Origin of the sequence: Arachidicoccus rhizosphaerae (genome assembly GCF_900107765.1) — a bacterium.
GTDB classification, from domain to species: Bacteria; Bacteroidota; Bacteroidia; order Chitinophagales; family Chitinophagaceae; genus Arachidicoccus; species Arachidicoccus rhizosphaerae.
This window is the reverse complement of record NZ_FNQY01000022.1, coordinates 13,721-39,320: the sequence shown is the minus strand read 5'-3', so window position 1 is coordinate 39,320 and position 25,600 is coordinate 13,721. Positions and strand designations below refer to the sequence as shown.

Annotated in this window: 21 protein-coding genes and 1 pseudogene; 5 read left to right on the top strand and 17 right to left on the bottom strand. The window is 43.6% G+C overall.

The window, feature by feature from the left end; genetic code table 11:
* Positions 1-70 precede the first annotated feature (70 nt).
* Positions 71-2,041, bottom strand: a complete 1,971-nt coding sequence (gene dnaK, locus BLU80_RS15385; protein ID WP_262482935.1) for a molecular chaperone DnaK — start codon at positions 2,039-2,041, stop codon at positions 71-73.
* A 442-nt stretch (positions 2,042-2,483) separates the two neighbouring features.
* Here dnaK and BLU80_RS15380 point away from each other — a divergent pair, with 442 nt between their 5' ends.
* Positions 2,484-5,309, top strand: coding sequence for an outer membrane beta-barrel protein (locus BLU80_RS15380; protein WP_091400229.1), 2,826 nt, complete (start codon positions 2,484-2,486; stop codon positions 5,307-5,309).
* 38 nt (positions 5,310-5,347) lie between these two features.
* Positions 5,348-6,145 (top strand): GLPGLI family protein, encoded by a 798-nt coding sequence (locus tag BLU80_RS15375; RefSeq protein WP_091400227.1) that lies wholly within the window; start codon positions 5,348-5,350, stop codon positions 6,143-6,145.
* 277 nt (positions 6,146-6,422) lie between these two features.
* On the opposite strand, the gene BLU80_RS15370 is transcribed toward BLU80_RS15375, so the two are convergent.
* The 8 genes from BLU80_RS15370 to BLU80_RS15335 form a co-directional block, all read right to left on the bottom strand.
* Entirely contained in the window at positions 6,423-7,709 is a 1,287-nt protein-coding gene (locus BLU80_RS15370; RefSeq protein WP_091400225.1) for a glucose-1-phosphate adenylyltransferase, read from the bottom strand.
* 47 nt (positions 7,710-7,756) lie between these two features.
* Entirely contained in the window at positions 7,757-9,199 is a 1,443-nt protein-coding gene (locus BLU80_RS15365; protein WP_091400223.1) for a glycogen synthase, read from the bottom strand.
* A 397-nt stretch (positions 9,200-9,596) separates the two neighbouring features.
* Positions 9,597-10,736: a lipid-A-disaccharide synthase gene (lpxB, locus tag BLU80_RS15360; RefSeq protein ID WP_091400221.1), complete on the bottom strand. Its 1,140-nt coding sequence runs from the start codon at positions 10,734-10,736 to the stop codon at positions 9,597-9,599.
* Between the two features lie 50 nt (positions 10,737-10,786).
* A complete protein-coding gene (locus tag BLU80_RS15355; protein WP_091400219.1) occupies positions 10,787-11,644 on the bottom strand; it encodes an SAM hydrolase/SAM-dependent halogenase family protein in 858 nt (285 codons plus the stop codon).
* A 22-nt stretch (positions 11,645-11,666) separates the two neighbouring features.
* The gene (locus tag BLU80_RS15350) at positions 11,667-12,473 is read right to left on the bottom strand and encodes an SDR family oxidoreductase (protein WP_091400217.1); all 807 of its coding nucleotides are present in this window, start codon (positions 12,471-12,473) and stop codon (positions 11,667-11,669) included.
* Between the two features lie 309 nt (positions 12,474-12,782).
* Complete coding sequence (locus BLU80_RS15345) at positions 12,783-13,559, bottom strand: ABC transporter ATP-binding protein (RefSeq protein ID WP_091400215.1); 777 nt, start codon at positions 13,557-13,559, stop codon at positions 12,783-12,785.
* Positions 13,560-13,724: 165 nt separating this feature from the next.
* Positions 13,725-14,933 (bottom strand): diaminopimelate decarboxylase, encoded by a 1,209-nt coding sequence (lysA, locus tag BLU80_RS15340; protein WP_091400213.1) that lies wholly within the window; start codon positions 14,931-14,933, stop codon positions 13,725-13,727.
* Between the two features lie 411 nt (positions 14,934-15,344).
* Entirely contained in the window at positions 15,345-15,935 is a 591-nt protein-coding gene (locus tag BLU80_RS15335; RefSeq protein ID WP_091400211.1) for a porin family protein, read from the bottom strand.
* Between the two features lie 309 nt (positions 15,936-16,244).
* Here BLU80_RS15335 and BLU80_RS15330 point away from each other — a divergent pair, with 309 nt between their 5' ends.
* Entirely contained in the window at positions 16,245-16,754 is a 510-nt protein-coding gene (locus tag BLU80_RS15330; RefSeq protein ID WP_091400265.1) for a GNAT family N-acetyltransferase, read from the top strand.
* A gap of 151 nt (positions 16,755-16,905) precedes the next feature.
* Here the strand turns inward: BLU80_RS15330 and pepE are convergent, their stop codons facing one another.
* The 6 genes from pepE to dtd form a co-directional block, all read right to left on the bottom strand.
* Positions 16,906-17,670, bottom strand: coding sequence for a dipeptidase PepE (gene pepE, locus BLU80_RS15325; protein WP_091400209.1), 765 nt, complete (start codon positions 17,668-17,670; stop codon positions 16,906-16,908).
* A gap of 163 nt (positions 17,671-17,833) precedes the next feature.
* On the bottom strand, positions 17,834-18,370 hold the full coding sequence (locus tag BLU80_RS15320) for a DUF4878 domain-containing protein (RefSeq protein ID WP_091400207.1): 537 nt from the start codon (positions 18,368-18,370) through the stop codon (positions 17,834-17,836).
* A 30-nt stretch (positions 18,371-18,400) separates the two neighbouring features.
* On the bottom strand, positions 18,401-19,315 hold the full coding sequence (locus BLU80_RS15315) for a PhoH family protein (protein WP_244518962.1): 915 nt from the start codon (positions 19,313-19,315) through the stop codon (positions 18,401-18,403).
* 565 nt (positions 19,316-19,880) lie between these two features.
* The gene (locus BLU80_RS15310; protein ID WP_091400202.1) at positions 19,881-20,969 is read right to left on the bottom strand and encodes a YihY/virulence factor BrkB family protein; all 1,089 of its coding nucleotides are present in this window, start codon (positions 20,967-20,969) and stop codon (positions 19,881-19,883) included.
* 56 nt (positions 20,970-21,025) lie between these two features.
* A complete protein-coding gene (locus BLU80_RS15305) occupies positions 21,026-21,457 on the bottom strand; it encodes a nucleotide pyrophosphohydrolase (protein ID WP_091400200.1) in 432 nt (143 codons plus the stop codon).
* A 153-nt stretch (positions 21,458-21,610) separates the two neighbouring features.
* Complete coding sequence (gene dtd, locus BLU80_RS15300) at positions 21,611-22,063, bottom strand: D-aminoacyl-tRNA deacylase (RefSeq protein ID WP_091400197.1); 453 nt, start codon at positions 22,061-22,063, stop codon at positions 21,611-21,613.
* Between the two features lie 137 nt (positions 22,064-22,200).
* Between dtd and arfB the strand changes: the two are divergent.
* Positions 22,201-22,587, top strand: a pseudogene (arfB, locus tag BLU80_RS15295) (alternative ribosome rescue aminoacyl-tRNA hydrolase ArfB); the annotation flags it as partial.
* Between the two features lie 119 nt (positions 22,588-22,706).
* Positions 22,707-24,242, top strand: a complete 1,536-nt coding sequence (locus BLU80_RS15290) for an oligosaccharide flippase family protein (protein WP_091400193.1) — start codon at positions 22,707-22,709, stop codon at positions 24,240-24,242.
* A 47-nt stretch (positions 24,243-24,289) separates the two neighbouring features.
* On the opposite strand, the gene BLU80_RS15285 is transcribed toward BLU80_RS15290, so the two are convergent.
* On the bottom strand, positions 24,290-24,922 hold the full coding sequence (locus BLU80_RS15285) for a c-type cytochrome (RefSeq protein WP_091400191.1): 633 nt from the start codon (positions 24,920-24,922) through the stop codon (positions 24,290-24,292).
* Between the two features lie 3 nt (positions 24,923-24,925).
* The gene (locus BLU80_RS15280) at positions 24,926-25,591 is read right to left on the bottom strand and encodes an SCO family protein (RefSeq protein ID WP_091400189.1); all 666 of its coding nucleotides are present in this window, start codon (positions 25,589-25,591) and stop codon (positions 24,926-24,928) included.
* Between the last annotated feature and the right edge of the window lie 9 nt (positions 25,592-25,600).

Genomic DNA, 25,600 nt, shown 5'->3' with positions numbered 1-25,600 from the left:
GTTTTTATTATTTTTCTATCCTGAGCCAGGATAAATGTATTTGCCGAACCGCCTGTTGACCAGGCTGCTCTTATTTTACCTCTTCAAATTCAGCGTCGGTTACATCATCACCGCCGCCTTGTTGCTGACCCTGTCCGCCATCAGCCTGAGCACCTTCAGCACCGGCAGCTGCACCAGCTTCCTGCTGAGATTTGTAGATGTCTTCACTGGCTGCTGTCCAGGCAGTATTTAAAGTTTCCATTGCACTCTTGATAGCTGCAATGTCCTGGGTTTTATGTGCTTCTTTCAGACCGTTCAACGCAGATTCAATCGGCGCTTTTTTATCAGCTGGAACCTTGTCGCCAAATTCCTTTAATTGTTTTTCTGTCTGGAAGATCAGACTGTCTGCCTGATTGATGGTATCTACTTTTTCACGTTCAGCTTTATCGGCCGCTTCGTTGGCCTTTGCTTCGTTTTTCATTTTTTCGATCTCATCCTTACTCAGACCGCTACCGGCTTCGATACGGATTTTCTGTTCTTTGCCTGTACCTTTATCTTTGGCACTTACATGCAGGATACCGTTGGCGTCGATGTCAAAAGTCACTTCAATCTGCGGAACACCTCTTGGAGCGGGTGGAATACCATCCAGGTTAAATACCCCCAGGCTCTTATTGTCTTTAGCCATGGAGCGTTCACCTTGCAGAATATGAATCTGAACACCCGGCTGATTATCGCTGGCTGTAGAGAATGTTTCTGTCTTTTTAGAAGGAATCGTTGTATTGGCAGGAATCATCGGCGTCATCACGCTACCCATGGTTTCAATACCCAGGGTCAGCGGGGTAACATCCAGTAGTAATACATCTTTAACCTCACCGGTTAAAACAGCACCCTGGATAGCAGCGCCTACGGCTACCACTTCATCCGGATTCACTCCTTTATTAGGTTTTTTGCCAAAGAATTTTTCAACTATTTCCTGAACTTTAGGGATACGGGTAGAACCACCAACCAGGATAACTTCATCCACGTCAGCAGCCGTATAGCCGGCATCCTTCAAGGCAGCCTGACAAGGTTTCAGGCATCTTTCAAACAAAGAGTCACTTAACTGTTCAAATTTGGCACGGGTCAGTTTTTTAACCAGGTGTTTAGGCACACCGTCAACAGCCGTGATATAAGGCAGATTGATTTCAGTTTCAGAAGAAGAAGATAACTCTACTTTCGCTTTTTCAGCCGCTTCTTTTAAACGCTGTAAAGCCATAGGATCTTTTCTAAGGTCGATAGCTTCATCGTTTTTAAACTCATCGGCCAGCCAGTCCATGATTACTTTATCAAAGTCATCTCCACCCAGGTGCGTATCACCATTCGTAGATTTTACTTCAAATACACCGTCACCCAGATCCAGGATAGAGATATCAAATGTACCACCACCCAGGTCAAATACGGCGATTTTATGTTCTTTACCACCTTTGTCCAGGCCATAAGCCAAGGCAGCGGCAGTAGGTTCGTTTACAATACGGCGAACGTTCAGACCGGCGATTTCACCGGCTTCTTTAGTAGCCTGGCGCTGAGCGTCATTAAAGTAAGCTGGAACGGTGATTACCGCTTCACTGACTTCCTGACCCAGATAATCTTCGGCCGTTTTTTTCATTTTCTGCAAAATCATGGCAGAGATTTCCTGCGGTGTATATTGACGTCCTTCAATATCTACTCTTACCGTATTGTTATCTCCTTTTACCACCTGATAGCTGAAATGAGAAATTTCATTGGAGACTTCGTCAAACTTACGTCCCATAAAACGCTTCACACTCATGATGGTATTCTGCGGATTAGTGATAGCCTGACGTTTAGCAGGGTCTCCTACTTTTCTTTCTCCGTTTTTTAAAAATGCCACAACGGAAGGAGTCGTACGACGACCTTCCTCATTGGCAATCACAACAGGCTCGTTCCCTTCCATAACGGCAACGCAACTGTTGGTAGTTCCAAGGTCAATTCCTATTATTTTACCCATATTATGATGATTTTTATTTTTTATTTTTAAGTTCAGTATCCTTATTTCAAGCACCATGCCACCTGCCATATTATGCAAAAATGGCAGATATTGAACCTGTCAAAGAGAAATTATGACATTAATTTCTAATATGGCAGTCGCATTGTCATAAAAATAAAAAATTCTTCTCATCCGGATATATAACCGTTTATACTGATTTTGAGGCTTTATGAGTATAGTTAACATTTTATTTGGCTACTATAAACATATATTTGCAACTAAGGAACTAAATTAGCGACTAATAATTTAGTTTATTGTTGGTATATGCTTTTTTGCGGTAGCATAGCTGTTGTGATACTGTTTTAAAATTAATTCGGTTTATACAGACACTTTCGGGTAACCATACTCGTTTCTTGGTGATTATGTATTAAGTAGCCTGTGTATTACCGGATTGGTTTTACGATGGATTATCCGGTTGGTTTTATTGTTGGACTCCTTATCTAAACGCTAAATTAAGTACATGAGAAAAAGACTTCTGCTCTTTATGACGGGCTGCATACTTTTGGGTCTGCATAGTTTTGCCCAGTCGCCACGTAATCTTTCGGGAAAAGTGATAGACACCTCCTCGCATCAGGCACTGAAAAATGCGACTGTATTGCTGTTAAATGCCAAAGATTCCATTATGGATCAGTTTACCAGAACGGATCAGCAGGGCGCTTATCAATTAAAAAATGTAGATACCGGTAATTACGTGCTACTAGTGACTTATCCGGAATTTGCCGATTATGTAGAAAAATTACACATTACAAATGACAGTAAGACCACGCTTTCGGATATAACTTTAGTGGAGAAGGCACATTTGCTGGAAGATGTAATTGTACGTCAGAAGATTGCGGCGATCCGTTTTAAAGGAGATACAACAGAGTTTAATGCGGATAGTTTTCGAACCCAGCCCAACGCTAATGTGGAGGATTTATTAAAGAAACTGCCTGGTATTCAGGTGGATAAAGACGGAAAGATTACTGCTCAGGGCCAAACGGTAGAAAAGGTACTGGTGGACGGAGAAGAGTTTTTTGGCGATGATCCGACACTGGTGACCAAGAATCTGAGAGCAGACATGATTGATAAAGTCCAGTTATTTGATAAGACCAGTGAACAGGCCGCCCTGACTGGCATTGATGACGGACAAAAGCAGAAGACCATCAATTTAAAACTGAAGGAAGATAAAAAGAATGGTTATTTTGGTAAGTTATCGGCCGGAGTAGGTACGGATCAGTTTTATACCGGTCAGGGGATGTTCAATTACTTTAAAGGTAAAAAGAAATTAGCGGCCTATGGAACCTTTGCCAATACCGGTAAAATGGGACTGGGCTTCCAGGATCAGATGAAATACGGCCTGACGGGCAATAACATTGAGATGATGGATGGCGGCGGTATTATGATTTCCGGAAGTGGGGGAGATGATGCCCTTTCCAGCTGGAATGGTAATTATAATGGCCACGGGATTCCGGTCATTAATTCCGGTGGTGTGCATTATGACACCAAGTGGAATGACGATAAAGATTTTTTGAACCTCAACTATAAGGTCGGTGGCATGAGCGTCAAGGGAACGGACGCGACAGATCTGCAAAGTAATTTGCCGACCGGGGTACTGCTGACACATACCAATGATGATTTCAGAAAAAGTCTGTTTCGACAGAAACTGGATGCAGCTTATGATCTGAAAATAGATTCCATGGCCACTTTAAAACTGAATGCCGGTGGCAGTCTCTCTAATAACTCAACGGATGATTATTACAGTACCTCCTCTGACCGGGGAGTGGACAGAGATACCATGGTCAATCGCGGGAACCGTACCATCCATAATAATGGCAAAGACAAGGCCTTTAATTTTAACGCTTTTTATGCCCAGAAGTTTCACAAAAAAGGCCGTGCGCTGACCGTCAACCTGAATGAGTATAATAAAAACAGCGATGTGGACGGCTACCTGTATTCCAAATACGATTATTATACGGATAATGCACTGAGTGATTCTACTTTAACGGATCAGTTTAAAACCAGCACTTCCAAGACCAATACTTTGGATGTAAAGGCAACCTATACGGAGCCGCTCTCGACCAAGTCGTCTGTGGTGGTGAATTATGGGATCAATAAAGCAACTTCTAATTCTGACCTGAAAAGTTATAACAAAGGAGCCGAAGGTTATACGCAGCTGGATAAAACCTATAGCAATCATTACAAGTTCGATCAGTTCGCTCATGTGGCGGGAGCAGCCTACAGCTTAAAGGATAATAAGGTTCAGGTGAGCGCAGGAACTAATATCTCAGCCGTAGATTATACGCAGACCGATGAATATACAGGAGATGAACTTAACCGGGATTTTATTAACTGGAATCCATCCGCCAGTTTTATGTATAAATTCTCTACGACCAGAAATCTTCGGGTCGGTTATTATGGCAATACAACGCAGCCAACCATCAGTCAGTTACAGCCCGTTCAAAATAATACCGATATCCAGAATGTTTATATCGGGAACCCGGATTTAAAACCTTCCTTCAGAAGCTCTATCAATGGTAGTTATAGTGATTCCAAGGTCTTAAATCAACGATATTTAGGGCTCTATGGCAATTATTCAGTGGTTGCCAATCCCATTGTGTCGAATGTGACCACCGATCTGGATTCAGGTAAAAGCGTGTATCAGTACCAGAATCTGCATAAAAATACAAGTAACTATTACCTGGATCTGTATTATAGCCGCAAAATGAAAAAAATGTGGGACATGAGTATGGGTATAGATTTAGGGTTGAACGGTAATAAATATATCAATTATACCAATAATGAGTTGAATACGACTACCAGTAATAATTACAGTGTAGGTCTATATCTGGCCAAATACAAGGAAAAAGTGCTGGACTGTTCTTTCAGGGCAACCCTTAACTATAATTCCAATAATTCTACCTTGCAAAATCAGATCAATAATAATTACTGGTCCTATACCCTGCATCCGGATCTGGACTTTTTTCTGCCGGCCAAGTTTCAGGTGCATACCGACCTGACATATGATTATCAACAGGCAACGCAGAGTTTTGATGCCCGTAAACAGACGATTTGGAACGCCTGGTTAGGTAAAAAGTTTTTAAAAGGGGACAACCTGCTCTTAAAATTGGAAGCCTATGATATCCTGGATCAGAATAAAGGATTTTCCAGAAGTGCCTATAATAACAATATCTCCCAGACTTATTTTACCACTATTCACCGGTATTTTATGATATCCCTGACCTGGGATTTTAATAAGATGGGTGGTACAAAAAAAGGCGCCGGTAGTGAAACTACAGCCGTCAGGTAAATGTCCTTAATCACATTCAGATGTTTAAAGCTAAAAAGATGAAAACAATATTTTTATATATCAGCATGGCTCTCGCTTTGACGGTTTTTATAAAACCCGAGGCGCATAGCCAGAACGCCCTGTTTTTAAATCAGGGAAACATAACTTTTGAGAAGACCACCAATGTGCTGGCCATTATGAAAGATAATATGGGAGACGACAATGTGTGGGGGGCCAAGATGGTGGAAGCCTATGAAAAGAGTAACAATCCACACAGTGCTACCCAGCAGTTTAACCTGGCTTTTAATGGCAATAAAACATTATATACCCCCATTGAAACAGATGCGCCTAAGAATCCTATGATGGATTTTATGCTGTCTGCGGGCGGTAATAACCAGGTTTATACCAATTTGGACAGTTCTACATCTGTCGCCTTTAAAAATATTTATGATGAGAGTTTTCTGGTAACTGACACTCTAAGGAATATCCGCTGGAAAATTACCGATGAGACCAGGACCATTGCCGGTTTTCAATGCAGAAGAGCCAATGCCATCGTCATGGATTCCATCTATGTTGTTGCCTTTTATACGGACCTGATTCCTTCCAGCGGGGGACCGGAATCCTTTACCGGACTGCCGGGGATGATTTTGGGACTTGCTTTGCCGCATAAGCATATGACCTGGTTTGCCACCAAAGTATCGGTTAGCCCTCCGGTAAGCAGTGCCAGTCTGGTACCGCCTGCCGGTAAACGTAAAACACAAGTCATCACTCGAAAAGCCTTATATGAAAAGATGCAGGGCCGTTTGGGAGACTGGGGAAAAAATGGACAGCTTATTATACAAAACGGCATGTTATAGCTAGTCTGATCATAGGCCTTCCGGCCTGAGCAGAACCCCGCATTACATCCGGCAGTTATGATTTTACGATTAAAAACTGCTGATCACTGAATTTAGGGCCGTAACCAGCCTGACTTGCAAAAAAGAGGGGGACGCTGCATTCCCTCTCCCTTATATTTGAACCGCTCTAATGGCGCTTAAAAGTAAAGCCCTCGTTAACCTTAAAGGTGAATGAGGGCTTTTGTATCTAAAATGAAGAGGTCCGTTGTTGCTGTCTTTTCTGATCAGAGCAGATGCTTTATTTAAGGACAAAATTATCAGAGATATAACTTCCTTTTTTAATGACAACAATACCATCTTTTACCGTGAATAGCTCATGGTCCTGATCCGGTAAATCAGGGCCTCCGATAATGGTGACATTATTGCCGATATGAACGTTTTTGTCAACGATGGCATTTTCAATGTGACAGTTCTCGCCAATACCTGTTGGCGGCAGGCCGGACTCTTTTTGCGCATTGATCTGGGCCAGTGTATCATAATAGTCATTACCCATGATATAGCATTTTTTTAGTACGGTGCCAAACCCGACTCTTGAACGAATACCTACAATACACTGTTCAATGCTTTTGCATAAAATAATACTGCCTTCGGCAATAACCGAAGATTTTACGCAGCCGGAGTTCAGTTTTGCTGCCGGCAGCATACGGGGTCTGGTGTAGATCGCCATAGCGGCGTCATATAAATTAATAGAAGGAATGTCTTCTGTCAGATCCAGATTGGCTTCAAAGAAGGAATGGATATTTCCAATGTCAGTCCAATAACCTTCATATTGATAGCTTCTTACCCGGTAATTGCCGATGGCGGCGGGTATGATTTCTTTTCCAAAATCCTTGGCAGAGGGATGTACGTTCAGCAGTAAGCGTCCGATGATACTTTTATTGAAGATATAGATACCCATGGAGGCCATATAGTCCCTGCCCTGGGCATGCATCTGTTCACCGGTATCACTCACCCAGTTAGGCAACAGGTCAGCGGTAGGCTTTTCAATAAAAGAGGTAATGGTGCCGTCCGGTGCCGTTTTCATAATCCCGAACCCGCTGCTGTCCTTGGCGTTGACCGGGATGGTCGCGATAGAAATTTCTGCATGGTTTTCAATATGCTTTTCTATCATATCTTTAAAATCTATCTGGTAGAGCTGGTCACCGCTGAGTACCAGGATATATTCATATTCCTGATTTTGGAGGTGACGCAGGGACTGACGAACGGCGTCTGCTGTTCCCTGGAACCATTCGGAGCTCTCCGGAGTCTGTTCAGCCGCCAGGATATCAACGAATCCCTTACTAAAGGCACTAAAGTGATAGGTGTTTTTAATGTGCTTATTGAGAGAGGCCGAGTTGAACTGAGTCAGAACAAACATTTTATAGATATCGGAGTTCATACAGTTGCTAATGGGGATATCCACCAGGCGATATTTACCGGCAATGGGCACAGCGGGTTTAGAGCGCGTGGCTGTCAAAGGATACAACCGGGTGCCCGCACCGCCACCAAGAATCACAGCTACGACTTTATTTGAATCAAAGCTCATATTTGGTATGTTTTAGGGAGTTAAAAATTATAATTAAATTGATATTTTTATGTTTTTGGGACGGCTGGCTGACCGCGGCTGATTAAGGACTGATACAGGTCTATATACTGGGAAACGGTTTTTTCCCAGCTATGATCAATCGACATCATTTTTTTACGCAGTGCCTCCAACTTCTTGGGTTGCTGGTAAAGTTCCATGGCCCGGTTAAGCGTCATTAAAATGTCGCCTACACTGGCCTGGTTAAACCGAAGGCCGTTGCCATTATCACCGATATCAGTTATCGTGTCTTTTAGCCCGCCCACAGAGCGGACCATCGGCACGGTGCCGTATCTCAATGCATACATCTGGTTCAGCCCGCAGGGTTCCACCCGGCTGGGCATTAACAGGAAGTCTGCACCCGCATAGAGCTCATGGCTTAGTTTTTCACTATAACCTTTATAAAAATCATAGACGCCGGGGAAATAACCCTTTAAGCCGGTAAGGCCGGCTTCGATCTCCGGCTCACCGCTGCCCAGTACAATTACGTTGGCCTTACCGTTTTGTTCTCTGAGAAAGGCTGCCAGGCTGTCTGGCAGTAAGTCTGCTGCTTTTTCGCCGACCAGCCGGCCAATAAAGGTAAAGAGCGGCTTATCCGGGTTCAGTCCGAAGTTGGCAGCTACAGCTTTTTTTGCAGCGAATTTGCCTGCCGTGACGGTTTTGACATTAAAGTGGTTGTCAATCAAAACATCCGTTTCCGGGTTCCAGAGGTCTGCATCAATGCCATTTAATATTCCGCTGCATTTACCTTTTTCATATTCAAATAAGGCTTCCAGCCCGTTAGACTGATAGCGCAGCTCCGTCAGGTAACTGGGACTGACAGTTGTCACTGCCCAAGCATTTTTAATGGCACTGGCCAGCGGATTAATCGTCTTATTCCATTCCAGCAGCCCTGATTTCCATTCATCAAAGGCGGGCAGCCACTGGCTATGGCTCCAGTCCAGCCAACCCTGGTATTCTGCGTTATGAACGGTAAGTACCGTGGGTACGTTTTCAAGTTTTCTGAATCCGTAACCATATTTAAAGAAAAAAGGTAATAACCCCGTATGATAATCATGGCAATGCACAATGTCAGGAGGTGATTTCCAGCTTTGTAACCAGGTAGCGGCTGCCGTCTGAAAGGCAATAAATCGTTGGGGGTCGTCGGAATAACCATAGACCTTGGGCCTGTCCAGCAGCCCGTTGATGTCTAATAAATATAAATCAAAGCCAAGAGACTGCTGTTTTTCTCTGATTACCGTAAAATTAAACTGATAATCCCCCAGTCGGGCCTTGTCCTTATGTACAACGTCCCACTGATGTTTATCCAGAAAAGGGGTTTTATACATGGGCATTATGAGCATGGCCTCATGGCCCAGGTTTTTCTGGTACTTTGGTAAGGCACCTGCCACATCTCCTAATCCACCGACTTTGGCTACCGGATAGCACTCTGCCGTTACATGCAATATCTTCATACAAACGCTACTTACTTAATATTCCATCACTAGTCATCAAAAGTCCGCGGCAGCTGTTTTTTCAGCTGTGATAGTCATCAGCCAAGGGCAGGGATATCATCCTTGGAGACTTATTTCCCTTTATCTGTCAGGCTATTGATGTATATTTTGGATATTTTGATTTTAATATACTTCTCAGCCTAAATATACGGTATAATTGTGGATATTATAGCCAAAATATAAAGGACAATTATTAATTAATTTAAGGTCAAATCCAGCAGGGATGTTCAGAGAATGACACTGGGGTAAGGTGAGATGTACAGGTCAATTGAACCGGCCGCTAAAGAAAGCGGTTCTATGGTTTTTCTGGAGGTCATTACGGGGGTGCTAGCCTTCGTAGAAAACCAGGACAGCGTTATCAGGGTTTATGGCTGGTAAATTGCCTAATTGCCCGGGCGGCATTTAAAGAGGCGTCTCCACCGGCGGACAGAATATCTTCCAGGTCTTTATAGTCTTTTTGCAGCTGAACCGACGCTGCGGGGTCTTCCAGCAGGCTTTTGAGCGCTGTTTTGAGGTTTTGTTCATTTAAATCATCCTGAATCAGCTCCCGCACAATCAGTCGGTCCATAATCAGATTTACCAGGGAAATAAATTTAACCTTAATCAACCGGCGGGCAATCTGATAACTGATGGCACTTCCTTTATAGCAGACTACTTCCGGAACCTTGAAAAGGGCGGTTTCAAGCGTGGCCGTGCCTGAGGTTACCAGGGCGGCCTTAGCCCGCATCAGTAACGCATAAGTCTTGCCGGTAACAGCCATTACATTGGGGTAGGGGCTCAAAAAAGGTTCGTAATAGCCGGGATCCAGTGAAGGAGCCTGAGCGACCACAAACTGATAATCCGCAAAATGCTGCGCCATCTTTAGCATAATGGGGAGTTTCTTTGCGATTTCCTGCTTTCTGCTGCCCGGTAGAACAGCGATGATTTTCTTACCTTCCAGGGCTGACTCCAGGTTTTCGGGCAGTGAATGGCTGGCAGGGTTATTTTTAAAGGCCTTTATGGCCCCCACCAGCGGATGGCCTACATAATCTACCTCCCAGTTGAATTTATTTTTAAAATATGGTTTTTCAAAAGGCAGAATGACCAGCATCTTGTCAATGCTTTTTTTCATGGCAGGCACCCGGCTTTCCTTCCAGGCCCAGACCTGTGGGGAGATATAATAAATGACTTTAATGCCCTGAGTTTTGGCCCATTTAGCCATCCTTAAATTAAACCCGGGGTAATCGATTAAAATGAGCGCGTCGGGTTGATAGGATAGAATATCCGCCTTGCAATCATCCAGATTTTTAAAAATGGTTCTAAGATGCATGACCACTTCCACAAATCCCATAAAGGCCAGATCCCGGTAATGCTTCACCAGGGTTGCACCTGCGGCCTGCATTTTATCCCCGCCCCAGCAGCGAACCTCTAAGGCTTCGTCCAGCGAATGCATGGCACGGATCAGATTGCTGCCATGAAGGTCTCCGCTGGCTTCTCCTGCGATCATATAATATTTCAAGTAAATGGAATTTTGGGAGATGAGTAAATGGATGTATCTAAAAAAGCCTTTTAAGTGAAAAAGATCCGGATCGTCTGATAAAACCAGTTGCGCTTCTGACCGCCCTGTGTACTATTCAATAATTGCTGAACATGCTGGTTTTCCTCTTTAAAGCCCTGCAGACCGAACAGGCCGGCCATATTACCGCCCCGGATGGACAGCTCCAGCAGCCCGGCCGAGTTAAAGTTGGCCAAATATTCATCTTTGCTGGCACTGCTGTAATTCTCGGATATTCTAGTGATCTGGTTACTGGCATAATTACGGCCAAAGGTAATGGCGAAAGAGCGTCCTTTCCTGCAGGCCTCAAATTCTTCTTTGGAGATATTCACCACGACGTTTTCAAATTTATCGATAAAGATAATCTGGCCATCAATCCAGTCATCACCGAATGTGGGACGTATCGGATATCGCTCAATAAAATCCGTGCATTTTTCTGCTAATTGAATAGGATAGCGTCCTCTGGACAGCTGCGCCGCAGCCTTCGCATACTGGCTTAACAGCGTCATTGTCGTGCGTTCAGTGGGTCCGGACAGCTCGTATTTATAAACTTCCAAAGGCGTCTGATGGGTGATCATCGTTAAAATACCATTATCCGGACAGATAATATACTGTTTATTAAAACGGGCAATCAGAAAATGCCCGTCCTCATATTCAAAAAGACTGGTGACAATAATATGGATCGTCTCTTCCGGATAGAAGTGAAATGCATTATTACAGATATAGGCTACTTCTGCAAAATTAGAAGAGGACAGCTGGTGGGTGATATCTACAATAGAGCCTGTTGCGCCACTTGTCAGTAGCTGCCCTTTAAAAGCGCCGATAATAAAATCGCTGGTGCCGATATCTGTCGATAAGGTTATAATCGCCATCTTAATTCAGATCCTGTCAACTTTATTTGATCAGGCTGCCGTCTTTAAAATAAAATTTATGAATCAATTTGTCTGCCAAAGATGGGAATAGCCGGTTGAGCCAAACGGCTTCCTTACCCTGAGCGGTTAAAATAAGGGTTCGCTTCCTGTCTTCGATCGCTTTAAAGATATGAGCCGCACATTCAGAAGAGCTCATCATTTTCTCTTCCTTCATCAGGGATTCTGCTTCCGGCTTGGCGTCCTTATTCAAAGCGACTTTACGAATATTAGATGCCGTAAAGCCGGGACAGGCGGTTAGAACATGCACGCCACTGTCCGCCAGTTCAGTGCGTAGTGACTCCAGCCAGCCGTTTAAAGCAAATTTTGAGGCTGAATATCCCGATCTGCCAGGCAAGCCTCTGAAGCCTGCTATGGAAGAAATGCCCGCAATGGTTCCTTTGTTTTCTATAATAAAGGGCAGGGCGAATTTGGTACAGAATACTGCTCCCCAGAAATTGATATCCATGAGTCTGCGCAAAGTATCCAGTTCCGTTTCCTCAAACAGCGCCCGCATGGAAATTCCCGCATTATTAATCAGAATATCAATGGTACCATAGACTTTGATGACTTTTTGGATAAACTGATTACAGTCACTTTCCTTACTTACATCTGCGGTATGGGTCAATAAGGGCTTACTGGGATAGAGTGTTTGCAACTGATAGAGTTTATCAAAGTTGCGGCCGCAGGTAGCCACCTTAGCCCCGTCCTCCAAAAAGGCATGTACCAGCGCCTTGCCAATCCCTTCGGATCCGCCGGTAATGACTACTACTTTATTTTTAAATGATGCCATCGTATGAAGTGTTTGGAAACACAAAAATAGAGAACTGTTATAAGAGCACCCGTTTTGAAGGTAAATAATTTATGTCAGATGGAGAAATTATGGAAAAATAGGGGAAATTGGCGCTCAAAGAGGGATAAATCAGGGGCGTCCCAGGAATGCAGGTGGAGCGCTCCTAAAAAAAAGTGTGATGCCACACAGATATCAGGGCCACGATACCCAAAAAAATAGGATTACAGGTAGTCTGGCTTTCCAGGCTGCCTGTAATCCTATTTTTTATCTTTTTCCCGTATGCAGGAACAGGCAAACCAAAGGATTCTGCTATTGTCCTTTGCTTACTTCTTCCATCCGCATTTTTTTTGCATCCTGAAGGAATTCTGATGCGAAAATGAAGTTATTGAGTTTCTCATCTTTTGAATAGATGATTTCTTTGTTAGACCCTTCCCATTGCTTATGGCCTTCATACATATAAATAATATGGTCTCCGATTTCCATCACGCTATTCATATCATGGGTAATCACCACAGTGGTCATATTGAATTCTACAGTGATCTCCTTGATTAACTTATCAATCAGTAAAGAGGTCTGAGGATCCAGTCCGGAGTTTGGCTCATCGCAAAAAAGATATTTTGGGTTCAGGACGATGGCTCTGGCAATACCCACTCTTTTTTTCATCCCGCCACTGATCTCTGCAGGGTATTTTTTATGCGCCTCTTCCAGCTTGACCCTGGAAAGCACTTCGTCAACCCGTGCCCGTTTTTGTTCATAGTTCAAATCTGAAAACATATCCAGAGGAAACATAACGTTCTGTTCCACCGTCATGGAATCAAATAGGGCCGACCCCTGAAAAAGCATCCCAATCTGCTGGCGGAGTTCCTTGCGCTCTTTTTTATCCATGGAGACGATATCATTGCCTTCATATAAGATCTCGCCCTGTTCAGGGGTGAATAACCCGACAATACATTTAGTCAATACCGTTTTACCGCTGCCGCTTGACCCGATAATCAGATTGCATTTACCGGCATCCAAGGTCATGGATACTCCTTTGATAATCTGCTTGTCATCAAAGCTTTTTTGTACGTCTTTAAGTTCAATCATATCTAGTCATTGTACAAAGTGGGAACTTACAGCATTTTACGAAGGATTTGGTGCTCAACACTTTGATAAAGATAAAGTTAACCAGCGTGCCTCATATAACCATAAACCCTTTTAGAAATTACCGTTAAATTCTTGTGTTAAGAACGACCCTCTGAAATTCAGTCTTTAAATCACTTCCACCTGACCACGGAGCAAATCCTCAAACGTATCTCTTTTACGGATCAGATGGGTTTTGCCATCCAGAACCAGCACTTCAGCCGGACGCAGTCTGGAATTAAAGTTACTGCTCATCTCAAAACCATAGGCGCCTGCATTATAAAAACAGAGCAGATCGCCCTCATGGGTTTCTGCAATTTTTCTGTCCCATGCAAAGGTATCCGTCTCACAGATATTACCCACGACGGTGTAGATTCTTTCATCGCTATCCGGATGAGTAATATTTTCAACCCGGTGATAGGCTTCATAGAACATAGGGCGAATCAGGTGGTTGAAACCAGAATCGACCCCGATAAATACCGTGGCGGTGGTTTGTTTGATGACATTTGCTTTTACAACAAAATAACCGGATTCGCTGACCAGGAATTTACCCGGCTCAAACCAGATCTGATGTTTTTTGCCCAGCTCTTTGTCATATTTAGCAAAGGCTTCTCCCACTTTCTGGCCAAGCAGCTCTACGTCCGTAGACGCTTCACCATCCTTATAAGGTACTTTAAAACCACTGCCCAGGTCTAAAAATTCCACCTGCGGAAAATGACGGGCGATGTCCAGCATGACATCCAGGCCGTTTAAAAAGATATTGATGTCTTTGATTTCACTGCCTGTATGCAGGTGCAGCCCTTTGACATGCAGTCCGGTAGACTGAACGACCCGCTCAATATGACGCATCTGGTGAATAGAAATCCCGAATTTGCTATCCACGTGACCCGTAGAAATTTTATAATTGCCACCGGCCATTATATGCGGGTTCAGCCGTATACTGATGGGATAGGAGCCTCCGTACTTATTACCAAAACGTTCCAGAAAAGAAATATTGTCAATATTGATATTTACGCCCAGCTCCTTACCTTCTTCCAGTTCAGAGAAAGCAACGCTGTTTGGAGTAAACATAATCTGTTTAGGTTTAAACCCGGCTGCGAGGCCCAACTTTACTTCATTAATGCTGACACAATCCAGGTTGGTGCCCAGATTTTTCATGAACTTTAAGATATTAATATTGGTCAGTGCCTTACAGGCATAGAAAAAACGGGCATTGACACCTTTAAAGGCATTTTGCAGCCGGTTAAACTGACCGGCAATCTGATCGGCATTGTAAATATATACCGGAGTGCCATACTGCTGGGCAATGGCCCGCAGTTGTTCATGAGAAAGTTCCATTTGTAGCTTTGTTGTTTTTATTTGAGTATGTAACGATTTTTTGGATTCTTACAATAAACGAAGCACGAAATTAAGAAAGATACGCATCTAATCAGGCGGATTTGATAGAAATCTTTATATAAAACAGGCCGTTTCAGGCACTTGTTTTCGAAAAAGCACGCATTTTAAAGGCCGGTTATCGCTAACCGGAGTAATCCCTAATTAAAAACAGGGCTATGCTGTCAGGGGAAATCAGAGGTGATTCTTCTAATCTATTGATCTTTAACGGTTCAAATGGGGAGGGCCAGATAACGAATACTTGTTTGTTTCAGGGGATATGTCTCCGCACAAAAAAGCGGCGGAGCTGTCCGATTATCTGCTCCGCCGCTTTTTAAACAGCTGTTTTAAAGAAATTTAGTCGTCATGCATGTCTTAAAGGATGACATAACCGATACCGATCTGGATCTGTTGGTTGGTCCATTTAGACTGGTCAGTCACATCGCTTACCTTGGTATCCGCCAGGCCGATATTATAACGTCCATATACTTTAAAGCCGCCCAGATTCAGTTGCGCACCCAGATCAATGGCAAAATCTCCGCTTTTGAACGCGTCTTTGCCGTTTTGAACCAGGCTGTTGTCTTTATTCATTAAAATGCCGAACTGAGGTCCTGCCTGTAAGGTCAGAATCTTAGCGGGCTTAAAGTTCAACAGAACCGGAATGCTCAGATAGTTCAGGTGGCCTTTTGTAGCCCTGTTTAAAACATCTCCTGCATTAATATCCTGCTTCACTTCTGTTTTAGTCTGATTAAACAGCACTTCCGGCTGGATACCCCATTTTTCGCCAAGGCCGATTTCTGCAAACGCACCGGCATGGATGCCAAAATTAAAACCATCTTTAAAATCCTGGCCGTCAATTTTACCCAGGGTGGCACCGGCTTTCAGACCCAGATGTAAATCCTGTGCTCCGACCTGACCGGCCAACAGTAGTAAACCGGCAGCTAAAAATAATGTGATCTTCTTCATAAATTTTGTTTTTGAATGATTTACCTTTTAATTAAAAAAGGTAAAATAAATACGGTTAAACCCTTTTTACAATTAACCGGATAGTGTGACAAAAGTAAGATAAATCAGTTTAATTCAAGGTGAAAATAGCATCAAAAAGCCACCGGAAAACCATGCAGAAAAACGATTGCCTCAACGGGGAAAATAATCGTCTTTTTATTGCCGTAATTTTGGGAACTTTGAAGGGCGGAGTTTAATAAAATCAAATAGCTAAGGCATGAATGAGTCATAAAACTGACTTAGGCGATTGACCTGATAAAGAAAATGCAAATGGAACAAACATATTATATCCGGGAAACAGAGCCGCAGGATTTACCTGCTATATTGGAAATCATGAATGAGTCCATCTTAAACAGCACGGCTATTTATGATGAGGAGCCCAGGAACCTGGCATACTGTGCCCACTGGCTGGAAAATCAAAGAAAACAAGGGATGCCGGTTTTCAGTTGCCTCAGAGGTCAGGCGACGGTGGGCTATGGGACTTATGGTCAGTTCAGACCAAAATATGGTTACCGGTTTACCGTAGAGCATTCTGTGTACGTGGATGAATTTCACAGAGGAGCTGGGATAGGACAGATGCTGCTGTCCGCTCTGATTGAAAGGGCGCAAAATGACGGGTTACACCGTATGATTGCAGGCATAGACGCCGAAAATCACGGCAGTATCCGTTTTCATGAAAAAAACGGGTTTATACAGGTAGGACATCTGAAGGAAGTGGGTTTTAAGTTTGGCCGTTTTTTGGACCTGGTCTTTTTACAGCTGGATCTCTCCAACCATTAATGAAGCGTTTTTTAATCATCTTGCTACATAAAATAAGTACTCCAATAACAAAAATCTCAGCACGGCTGAGACTTTTGTTATTGGTTATAAGCAAGCAGACTCCCTGAAAAAAGCCTTAGAAGTACCGATAAAATCCTCCATCTATATTTTATTATTGGAGCAGCAGCCGACTACCGGGTGTGAGTTCATAAGGCTGTCCGTCCTTTTTAAAAATGGTGGCGGCTTTTGTGCCCTCCAGGGTAATGATAGCTCCATTTACCTGTATCCAGCTTCCTTCGGGTAATCCGACGACCGGCATTTTATTTTGGGTCAGAAATTCCTGAATTCTGGTCTCCCTGGTTTCACCCATATGATCTGCTGATAGTCGGCCGGAGATAAAATGAGGGTTGATATTAAAGGGCACCAGTCCCATGGTGTTAAAAGAAGGGGGATAAACGATGGGCATATCATTGGTCGTACCCATGGTCAGACCGCCAATATTAGCGCCGGCGCTGGTACCCAGATAAGGGACGCCTTGTAATACCCGCTCACGGATGGCAGTCATCAGCCCCAGTTCATGTAAGGTCTTTACCAGTAAAAATGTATTACCGCCTCCGGTAAATATGGCTTCGGCCCTGCTTACTGCCTGCAAAGGATCTGAGGTGGCGCCTAAGTTCTCCACCTCAATATTCAGGGTAGCAAAAAAACGTGCGGCGCTTTCTGTATAAGTCGCATGAGAAATGCCACCAGGTCTTGCATAGGGGACAAATAACAGTTTACTGATACCTGCAAAATGCAGGGTTAAAGTGTCCTTTAAATAGGCCAGATAGCTTTGTCCTGCCAGCGTGGAAGTGCTGCCGAGTATGATGCGAACATTGTTGTTGCGGCTGTGACTGGCCGTATTGATTGATTCAGGGTTTTGTTGATGATTATCCATAGGACAAAAATAGGGGATTTGGCAAAGCTTTCATGCGGGATTTGAGGTCATACAACCGCTGTCATCCGTCAATCCCAAAAAATTAAAAGTCCTGACTTTTACGCTTACGCGCTCAAGTCAGGACTTTCCCGTATATAAATGGTTCTATAATCAGTAAAGCATACTATTTGCTCAGAGAATCCAAAATCGGGCCTGCAGCAGAATCAACTGCTCCGGCATCAGGACCTGCTCCGGCACCCAGGCTGTCAGCACCCTGACCCTGCATGGCTGCACCATAGGATTCCATTACTCTTTTGATGGTTGCTTGCAGGTCAATTTTCCAGGCACCTTTCTCTTTTTTCAGCACATAGGTGTTGGTTGTTTCTTTTTGACCCATTACAGATTGTTTGAAAACGGTTTTGACGTCTACTGTTGCAGTGGAGTCGTTTTCCATTTTTTCGTTGGAAGCTGTAATTTCCGCACCGTTCAGAATTGCTTTAATGGAGTCAGGTGTAGGATTTGATTTTGTCATTTCTTCACCTTGATCAAGCATCGGTTGATCACTTGCGGTCACCAGGGTTTTACCTTTGGTAAAATCATTGTGCAGCATGGCTGTTTCAAATGATTTAGCCACATCTGAAGGAGAAGTGGATGATTTACAAGAGTAAACAGTCACTGCCAGCATCAGTAAGGCGGCCAGCCAGATAGAATTTTTCTTCATTTTTTCGATTTTCTTTTAAGTATGCAAAGATTATGCATTTTTTTCTTTTGTACCGTTTTTATGGCTGAAAAAATGCTGTTCTCCGCTTTCTACCTCGTCTGCCTTGTTATAAGCTTTAATGATTTGTTTAACAAGTCGGTGTCTGACTACGTCTTCCTCATTGAGCTCAATGTGCGCAATGCCATCTATCTTTTTTAGGATTGAAACCGCTTTCCAGAGCCCACTGCGCTGATTCTTAGGTAAATCTATCTGTGTCGGGTCACCTGTAATGATGGCTTTGGCGTTCGCGCCAATACGCGTGAGGAACATTTTAAGCTGCAAATCATTGGCATTCTGGGACTCATCCAGGATAATAAAAGCGTTATCCAGGGTACGGCCCCTCATATATGCAAGAGGTGCTATCTCTATTGTTCTGTTACTCATGTAGTAACCTAGTTTGTCTGCTGGAATCATGTCATCCAGGGCATCATATAAAGGCCGTAAGTATGGATCGATCTTTTCTTTCAGATCTCCGGGTAAGAATCCAAGGCTTTCACCGGCCTCTACTGCCGGACGGGTCAGAATGATTTTTTTGACGATTTTATTTTTTAATGCTCTGACGGCAATAGCCACTGCTGTGTAGGTTTTACCTGTACCGGCTGGTCCGATGGCAAAGACAATGTCATTGTTGTCAGCGGCCTGTACCATCATTTTCTGGTTAGCGGTTCTGGCTCTTATGGTTTTGCCGTTAGGACCAAAGACCAATACGTCATTGGGATGCTTTTCCAGAAAATGATCTACTTTGCCTTCATCGACGCTACCTAGGATTTCTTCAAAATAACTGTCACTCAGATCGCCGCTGCGCTCCATGTATTTAATCATCAGATTGATTTTCTCCTTCGCTTCTTCTACATATTCTGCGGCGCCACTGAGCTTAATCTGCGTACCACGGGATAGTATTTTCAAAAGGGGGAATCTTTTTTTAAGAAGATTTAGTTTGGCATTGTTTACCCCAAAGAACTCAATGGGGTTCAATGTGTCAAGGTGAATAATGGTGTCTGTCAAAATAAATAAATTAAAGGTTAAAAAGTTGCTGTATGGTCGTTCAGATCACTGAGTCAGGTTGCAGGCCGCAGCCGTTGCATTTTTGTACAGTTGATAAGAGCTGTGGATACAACAGTTACATAAACATGGCTTGAGGAAGATGGTAAAAGATGATATGGTTTTACCAGTATTTTCCCTGCCTTAATTAGAGCCAGATCCGCTGGTTATTGGTTGTTTTTCCTCCTTTACTTGCAAAGTACGAAACTCGTGCCAGGAAAACTGCCAAAAGTTATTAACAGATGTGGCAAAAAAAGTTGAATGGTCAGCCGCAAAACCGGAAGCTTCATTAACTCAAACAACTTCAGTAACTGCTGTCAGAATGGCAAAATGCCTAGACAGCGACTGATCAAAGGATTGAAGCAGGGCCCCATTTTGATTGATTCAAAACAGGTCTGTTAAGAGGATTTTTAGCGTTATAAACGGCCACCTACTCTGACGGAGCTGTGTTTGGTGAAGGCCCGCCAGCAGTCACCTCATTTTGATTTTTACGATCAGCCAGGGGAGCTGCTTTTTCTTTTAAATCGGGATGTTCTTTTACTGCTCCTTCAATTATTTGCTTTTCTGCCGAACTTTGCTGCTCGGGTTTTATATCTGTAGGAGCGACATTTAAAGGCTGATCTGCTTTTTGTTCTACCGTCTGAATCCAGACGGCATAGTCATTAGGATAGATCATGCGGCCTTTAATTCGGGCATTGGCCCGGGTATAGGCGGCGCCAAAATACAGAATGATGGCAGAATAATAAACCCAGGAAAGGATGATAATGACAGAGCCCGCTGCCCCGAAGGTGCTGCCGATGGAGCTATGTTGCAGATAATAACCGATTAAAAATTTACCGCCCATAAATAATAGTGCGGTGGTAAAGGCGCCATTCCAGACATCTCTCCATTTTACCTTGGCGTCCGGCAGGACTTTAAAGATAATGGCGAACAGACTGGTTATGGTTAAAAAAGTAAGCGCAATATTGATAAGATAGGAGGTGAATACTTCCGTCTGGGGAAAGATATCAGTAAACCGGGTCATAACGGCCGCAATAATGGCATTGACCAATAAGGATACCAATAGTATGAAACCCAGGCTTAGAACAATGGAGAAGCTTAAAAGGCGGTTCAAGACCAGTTTCAGCCAGCCTTTTCTGGGTTTGGCCTTCACGCGCCAGATAACATTAATAGAATCCTGTATTTCGGTGAATATTCCGGTAGCAGATACCACAAGGGCGATGATCCCCACAATCTGCATTATGGTTCCTGAATTTTGGGATAATACATTTTCAATCATCTGATGAACCTGGCTGGCAGCGTTGGCACCCAATAATTCATTAAGCTGGTTAAATATATAACCGGCTGGTTTTTTACGGACAAAAAAAGAGGACAGGGACAAAACAATTATAATCATAGGAGCCAGCCCGAAAATGGTGTAATAGGCCAGAGCAGCACTCATGCGCATAATATTGATTTCTGAAAAATCACTGATCGTCTGTTTGAGTACTTTAAAAATATGCTTGATTCTTTTAATCATATTGTTGTAGGTCCTGGGTCAAAAAAAAAGTCGATGCCGGCAATTTGGCCGGTTTATTAACGGCCGCTTTCTGTCTGGAGTGCCGGATTATTTTTATGACGATCTTTATCTCTTATAGTTTTCTTATCAAAATTCTGCTGCAAGGCGGTGGTGAGGTTTACGCCTGTCTGGTTGGCCAGGCAGAGCAGCACCCATAGGACATCGGCCATCTCATCACTAAGTGCCTGCTTGGTATTAAGATGCGTCTCCTTTTGTTTAAAGGATTGTTCGCCGTACTGGCGGACCATGAGTCGGGAGAGTTCTCCGACTTCCTCCATCAGGATGCCCAGGTTGGTGAGTTCGTTAAAATACCGGACACCTATCGTCTTAATCCACTCATCCACTTTTGTCTGGGCCTGTTCCAGTGTGAGGGAAGGCGCCGGCACAGCATTCTCGTGCGGAGCTTTTTCTATATCAGCTGTATGGGTATTGCCTTGCGAACTGTTCATGATTTATTCCTTTACTTTTTACATTTGAGATTCAGATAATCCTAAAGCTAGTTTTAACCAAAAATAGGCCAAAATGGCTTTTTTTGAACTCCTTTTGGCTAAAATCAATTCATTTTGACTCGTTTTGGGTGGATTTTGTAAATAAGCTCCTGGTTATTTTCTGTCTTTGGAGTCCATCCAAATGGTGACAGGCCCGTCATTGATCAGTGCCACCTGCATGTCTGCCCCAAAGCTACCGGTGGATATATTTTTACCCAGCGCTTTGGATAGTCGGGATATCATTGCTTCATAAAGAGGGGTGGCAATCTCGGGGCGGGCCGCCTTAATATAGGAAGGCCGGTTGCCCTTTTTGATACTGGCATGCAGGGTAAACTGGCTGACCAGTAAAATATCTCCGCCTGCATCCAGAATGCTTTTGTTCATTACTTCGTTTTCGTCGTTAAAAATACGCATCTGTACTATTTTGCCTACCAGCCATTCAATATCTTCACTGGTATCTGCTGATTCAATGCCTAGTAATAATAATAAACCGGGGCCAATTTGACTGTGCAGATGCTGATTAATGGTAACGCTTGCTTTTTGCACCCGCTGTAACAGGATACGCATGTTTTGTGTTTTTTTTAAATTCTTTTATAATTTTGCCCTTTGCATCAGCGTTGCCGGCCATTATGGACTGGTATTTGCCTAATGCACCATTAACTGTTAAGTGAACGAAAGTCATGGCAAACATAGATATATCTGGGGAAATAACCTTTAAAACAGCCAGAAGCGGAGGAAAAGGTGGTCAAAACGTTAATAAAGTGGAGACCATGGTGGAAGGACGATGGAATATCCATCATAGCGAGCTGCTGACTGAAAAGCAAAAAGCAGTACTGCTCTCGGCGCTTGGCTCCAGAGTCATTGCTGAGGGTATCTTACTGGTTAAGTCCCAGTCGGAGCGGACACAGCTGGGTAATAAACAAGCGGCAGTTTTTAAAATGAACCGGCTAGTTAATCAGGCATTGATTCCAAGGAAAGCCCGGATGGCCACCAAGCCATCTGTAGCCTCCCGGCAAAAGCGACTGGATAATAAAAAACATCAGGCATTAAAAAAGCAAAGCCGCACAGTGGGGCGTACGGGGCTCGATTAGGTCCCGGTCTCATTGGGTTAACCAAAGATTTTAAGGGACTTATGCTGTCAGTTAGGGGAACTTGACTACATTTGTTGCTATTACCATTGTAGAAAACAAAAGCAAAAAAGGAAGTAATTTTGAGTGGTATCAAACAATTAGCAGGACAGACCGTCTGGTATGGACTCAGTAATATCGGAGGTAGGTTCCTGACCTATATTACAACGCCAATTATTACTTATCTGGTAGGTTCCAGAGCCGGGCAGGCAGAAATGGGGACCTATACGGTGCTCTACGCCTATATTGCCTTGCTAAATATTATCTTTACCTATGGCTTTGAGACGGCTTATTTTAGGTTCTCTAATAAGGAGGGCATCTCCCAGCGGTCCTTATTCCAGACAGCCTTTACATCGCATATTATCTCTACGGTCTGTTTTGTTTTTTTAATTTCTTTATTCAGGGTGCCTATCGGGGACTTTATTGGCGTAGAAGGGCATTACTCCTATATTCTCTGGTGTTTAGCCATTATCGGCTTTGACACGCTCTGTGTAATCCCGCTGGCTAAGCTCAGAAAAGAGAGCCGGCCTAAAAAATATGCTTTTGTCAATCTGGCAGGTATCGCTGTTTACTTGTTTTTGACGATTTATTTTCTGGCTTATCTGCCAGAGACGGCAGCAAAATCCACCGGTTGGCTGCACGGCTGGTACGCCCAGCAGACTAAGACCGGGCTGCTTTTAAAAGCCAACCTGGCTCAGGCGATGGTGACCTTTATATTACTGTTTAAAGAGTGGCGTTCCATCCGTTTTGAATTTGAGAAAAGTCTATGGCGGCAACTCTGGCGCTACAGCTCACCCATGATTATCGGTGGTCTGGCCGGTATGGTCAATGAGGTTATTGATCGCCAGATGCTGGAAAAGCTTTATAACGGAACAGTAGAAGACTCTAAAATCCAGGTGGCCATTTATGGATATTGTTATAAACTCTCCGTGATTATTACGCTGTTTATCTCTGCCTTTAAGATGGCTGCCGAGCCTTTTTTCTTTAATAAAAGTCAGGATAAAGACGCCCTTAAAGTCTATGCCCGGGTCATGAAATGGTTTGTGATAACCCTGGCCATCGCCTATTTATTTACCGCCCTGTTTTTAGATGTCTGGAAATTTATTGTAGGACCCACTTATAGAAGTGGCGTAGGCGTTGTGCCGGTATTATTAGCCGCTAATCTTTGCCTGGGTATCTATTATAATCTGTCGATCTGGTATAAGTTAGCCGATAAAATGCGTATCGGGATGTATATTTCTTTATTTGGGGCGGCCATTACCTTTTTTGGCAACTACTATTTTATTCCAAAATTTGGCTATTATGCCTGCGCCTGGACGACCTTTGCCTGTTATTTTTTAATGATGATCGTCTGTTACAAAACAGGCCAGCGCATGTTCCCCATTCCGTATAACGTTAAAAAGCTAACGGCTTACCTAGTCAGCATGCTACTTCTATATTTTATTCATGTAGGCGTAGGGGCGCTCACGACAAGTCTTATAATCCGGGTACTTGCCGGAATGATTCTAATGTCGCTGTTTATCCTCTTGGTCTTTTTTGCAGAAAGAAAAGAACTGGAACGAATGCCTTATGTCGGTCCACTCGTCAACCGCATGATGGCCAAAGTTGCCAGGGCATAAAAAGGTTAAAGGTTAATATCATTCATCTTTTTACCTGATGCCCGGTGTTAATTTGTCGGGGAGGTGTTCTCCTTGTTTTCTGTATGCTGAGTGGCGTTATTTTTGAGATCCGTCACTTTGACTAAAATAACCATAGATACGACTAAAAATAAGACAGTGGTAAATATCATAATCCAACTGAGATGGTCATGGGAAGTGAGTGGGGTAAAATGACCTTGGAGGTCCAGGAAGATGACATTATGTATCCAGGAGTGCTGACTATTGGGATAGGGAAGCCGGTATAATTCCTTTGCAGGACCGGAATTTCCAGCGGTTGAACCGAGCGCTGCGCTCTGGTCATGAATATAGGCAATAATATGGCGGATGTCTTCTGCGGAAAGATCCGGATGGTCCGGCATTACGGTATGGTTGAACTGCTCAAACAAATGAACAGCAACAGCGTCTTTCGCCTGGACTAATTTTTGGGATCCATGTACAAAATCGATAATCCAGGCCTCTGACCTCCTGGTGTCGACGTCTTTGAGGTCCGGTCCTACGACCTGTTTACCAATAGCGTGACAGGCCGCACATCTGGTTGAAAAAATAGCCTTACCCTGTTGTACTGAATTTTGTCCAAGGATAACATTTAACAGACCTGTTGTAAGTAGCCATATTATCAATATTCGTAGTGCGTATTTCATATTTTAATTATTTTGTAATAAACGTTCAATGTCTTTTATCAGTGCCTGAGTAGCGCTGTTGCTGGTGCCGTCATAATAACCTCTGATATGACCTTTTTGATCAATGAGTACAAGCTGGTCACTGTGAATAAAATCGCCTGGTCCGCCATCGCCGTCCGTTGCCACTACCCCCAGCGCTTTTCTTGCATACCTGTACAGATTCACTTTTGTACCCGTCAGAAGTTGCCACTGCCCGGTGTTTATCCTGTTTTTTGCGGCATAAGCCTTTAGTCTGGCAGGCTGATCATGAACAGGATCTACGGTCGTGGAGGTGATGGTTAAGCCGGAGTCGTTTTTATAAGCGGCCTGAATCTTTTGCAGATTTCTGGTCATTTTGGGGCAGATGGTAGGACAGCTAGTGAAAAAGAAGTCAGCTACCCAGACCTTTCCCTTAACGAAACTGCTGTCCGTCTGGAGTCCTTGCTGATTGATAAATGCAAAGCCCGGGACCTGATAATAAGGCGCATCTGTTTGCTGTTTAAAACCTAAGGAGAAGTAGGGCAGGGCGGCTACCCGCGTTTGCCACCAGTAGCAGACTCCGAAAATACTCAGCGGAGTGAGTGCAATAAGTAGAAAAAACCAGCGGGACTTAAGTTTAGAGAGGGGGATCCCTGAAAATTGAGCTTGCATTGAAAATCT

Bases quoted from the DNA above. Each gene is read 5' to 3' on its own strand.
- BLU80_RS15335 (WP_091400211.1), bottom strand. From the start codon at position 15,935: ATGAAGAAGATCACATTATTTTTAGCTGCCGGTTTACTACTGTTGGCC.
- BLU80_RS15370 (WP_091400225.1), bottom strand. From the start codon at position 7,709: ATGAGCTTTGATTCAAATAAAGTCGTAGCTGTGATTCTTGGTGGCGGT.
- BLU80_RS15350 (WP_091400217.1), bottom strand. From the start codon at position 12,473: ATGGCATCATTTAAAAATAAAGTAGTAGTCATTACCGGCGGATCCGAA.
- BLU80_RS15310 (WP_091400202.1), bottom strand. From the start codon at position 20,969: ATGATTAAAAGAATCAAGCATATTTTTAAAGTACTCAAACAGACGATC.
- BLU80_RS15305 (WP_091400200.1), bottom strand. From the start codon at position 21,457: ATGAACAGTTCGCAAGGCAATACCCATACAGCTGATATAGAAAAAGCT.
- lysA (WP_091400213.1), bottom strand. From the start codon at position 14,933: ATGGAACTTTCTCATGAACAACTGCGGGCCATTGCCCAGCAGTATGGC.
- BLU80_RS15375 (WP_091400227.1), top strand. From the start codon at position 5,348: ATGAAAACAATATTTTTATATATCAGCATGGCTCTCGCTTTGACGGTT.
- pepE (WP_091400209.1), bottom strand. From the start codon at position 17,670: ATGGATAATCATCAACAAAACCCTGAATCAATCAATACGGCCAGTCAC.
- BLU80_RS15345 (WP_091400215.1), bottom strand. From the start codon at position 13,559: ATGATTGAACTTAAAGACGTACAAAAAAGCTTTGATGACAAGCAGATT.
- BLU80_RS15380 (WP_091400229.1), top strand. From the start codon at position 2,484: ATGAGAAAAAGACTTCTGCTCTTTATGACGGGCTGCATACTTTTGGGT.
- BLU80_RS15330 (WP_091400265.1), top strand. From the start codon at position 16,245: ATGGAACAAACATATTATATCCGGGAAACAGAGCCGCAGGATTTACCT.
- BLU80_RS15280 (WP_091400189.1), bottom strand. From the start codon at position 25,591: ATGCAAGCTCAATTTTCAGGGATCCCCCTCTCTAAACTTAAGTCCCGC.
- BLU80_RS15320 (WP_091400207.1), bottom strand. From the start codon at position 18,370: ATGAAGAAAAATTCTATCTGGCTGGCCGCCTTACTGATGCTGGCAGTG.
- dtd (WP_091400197.1), bottom strand. From the start codon at position 22,063: ATGCGTATCCTGTTACAGCGGGTGCAAAAAGCAAGCGTTACCATTAAT.
- BLU80_RS15365 (WP_091400223.1), bottom strand. From the start codon at position 9,199: ATGAAGATATTGCATGTAACGGCAGAGTGCTATCCGGTAGCCAAAGTC.
- dnaK (WP_262482935.1), bottom strand. From the start codon at position 2,041: ATGGTGCTTGAAATAAGGATACTGAACTTAAAAATAAAAAATAAAAAT.
- BLU80_RS15355 (WP_091400219.1), bottom strand. From the start codon at position 11,644: ATGGCGATTATAACCTTATCGACAGATATCGGCACCAGCGATTTTATT.
- BLU80_RS15285 (WP_091400191.1), bottom strand. From the start codon at position 24,922: ATGAAATACGCACTACGAATATTGATAATATGGCTACTTACAACAGGT.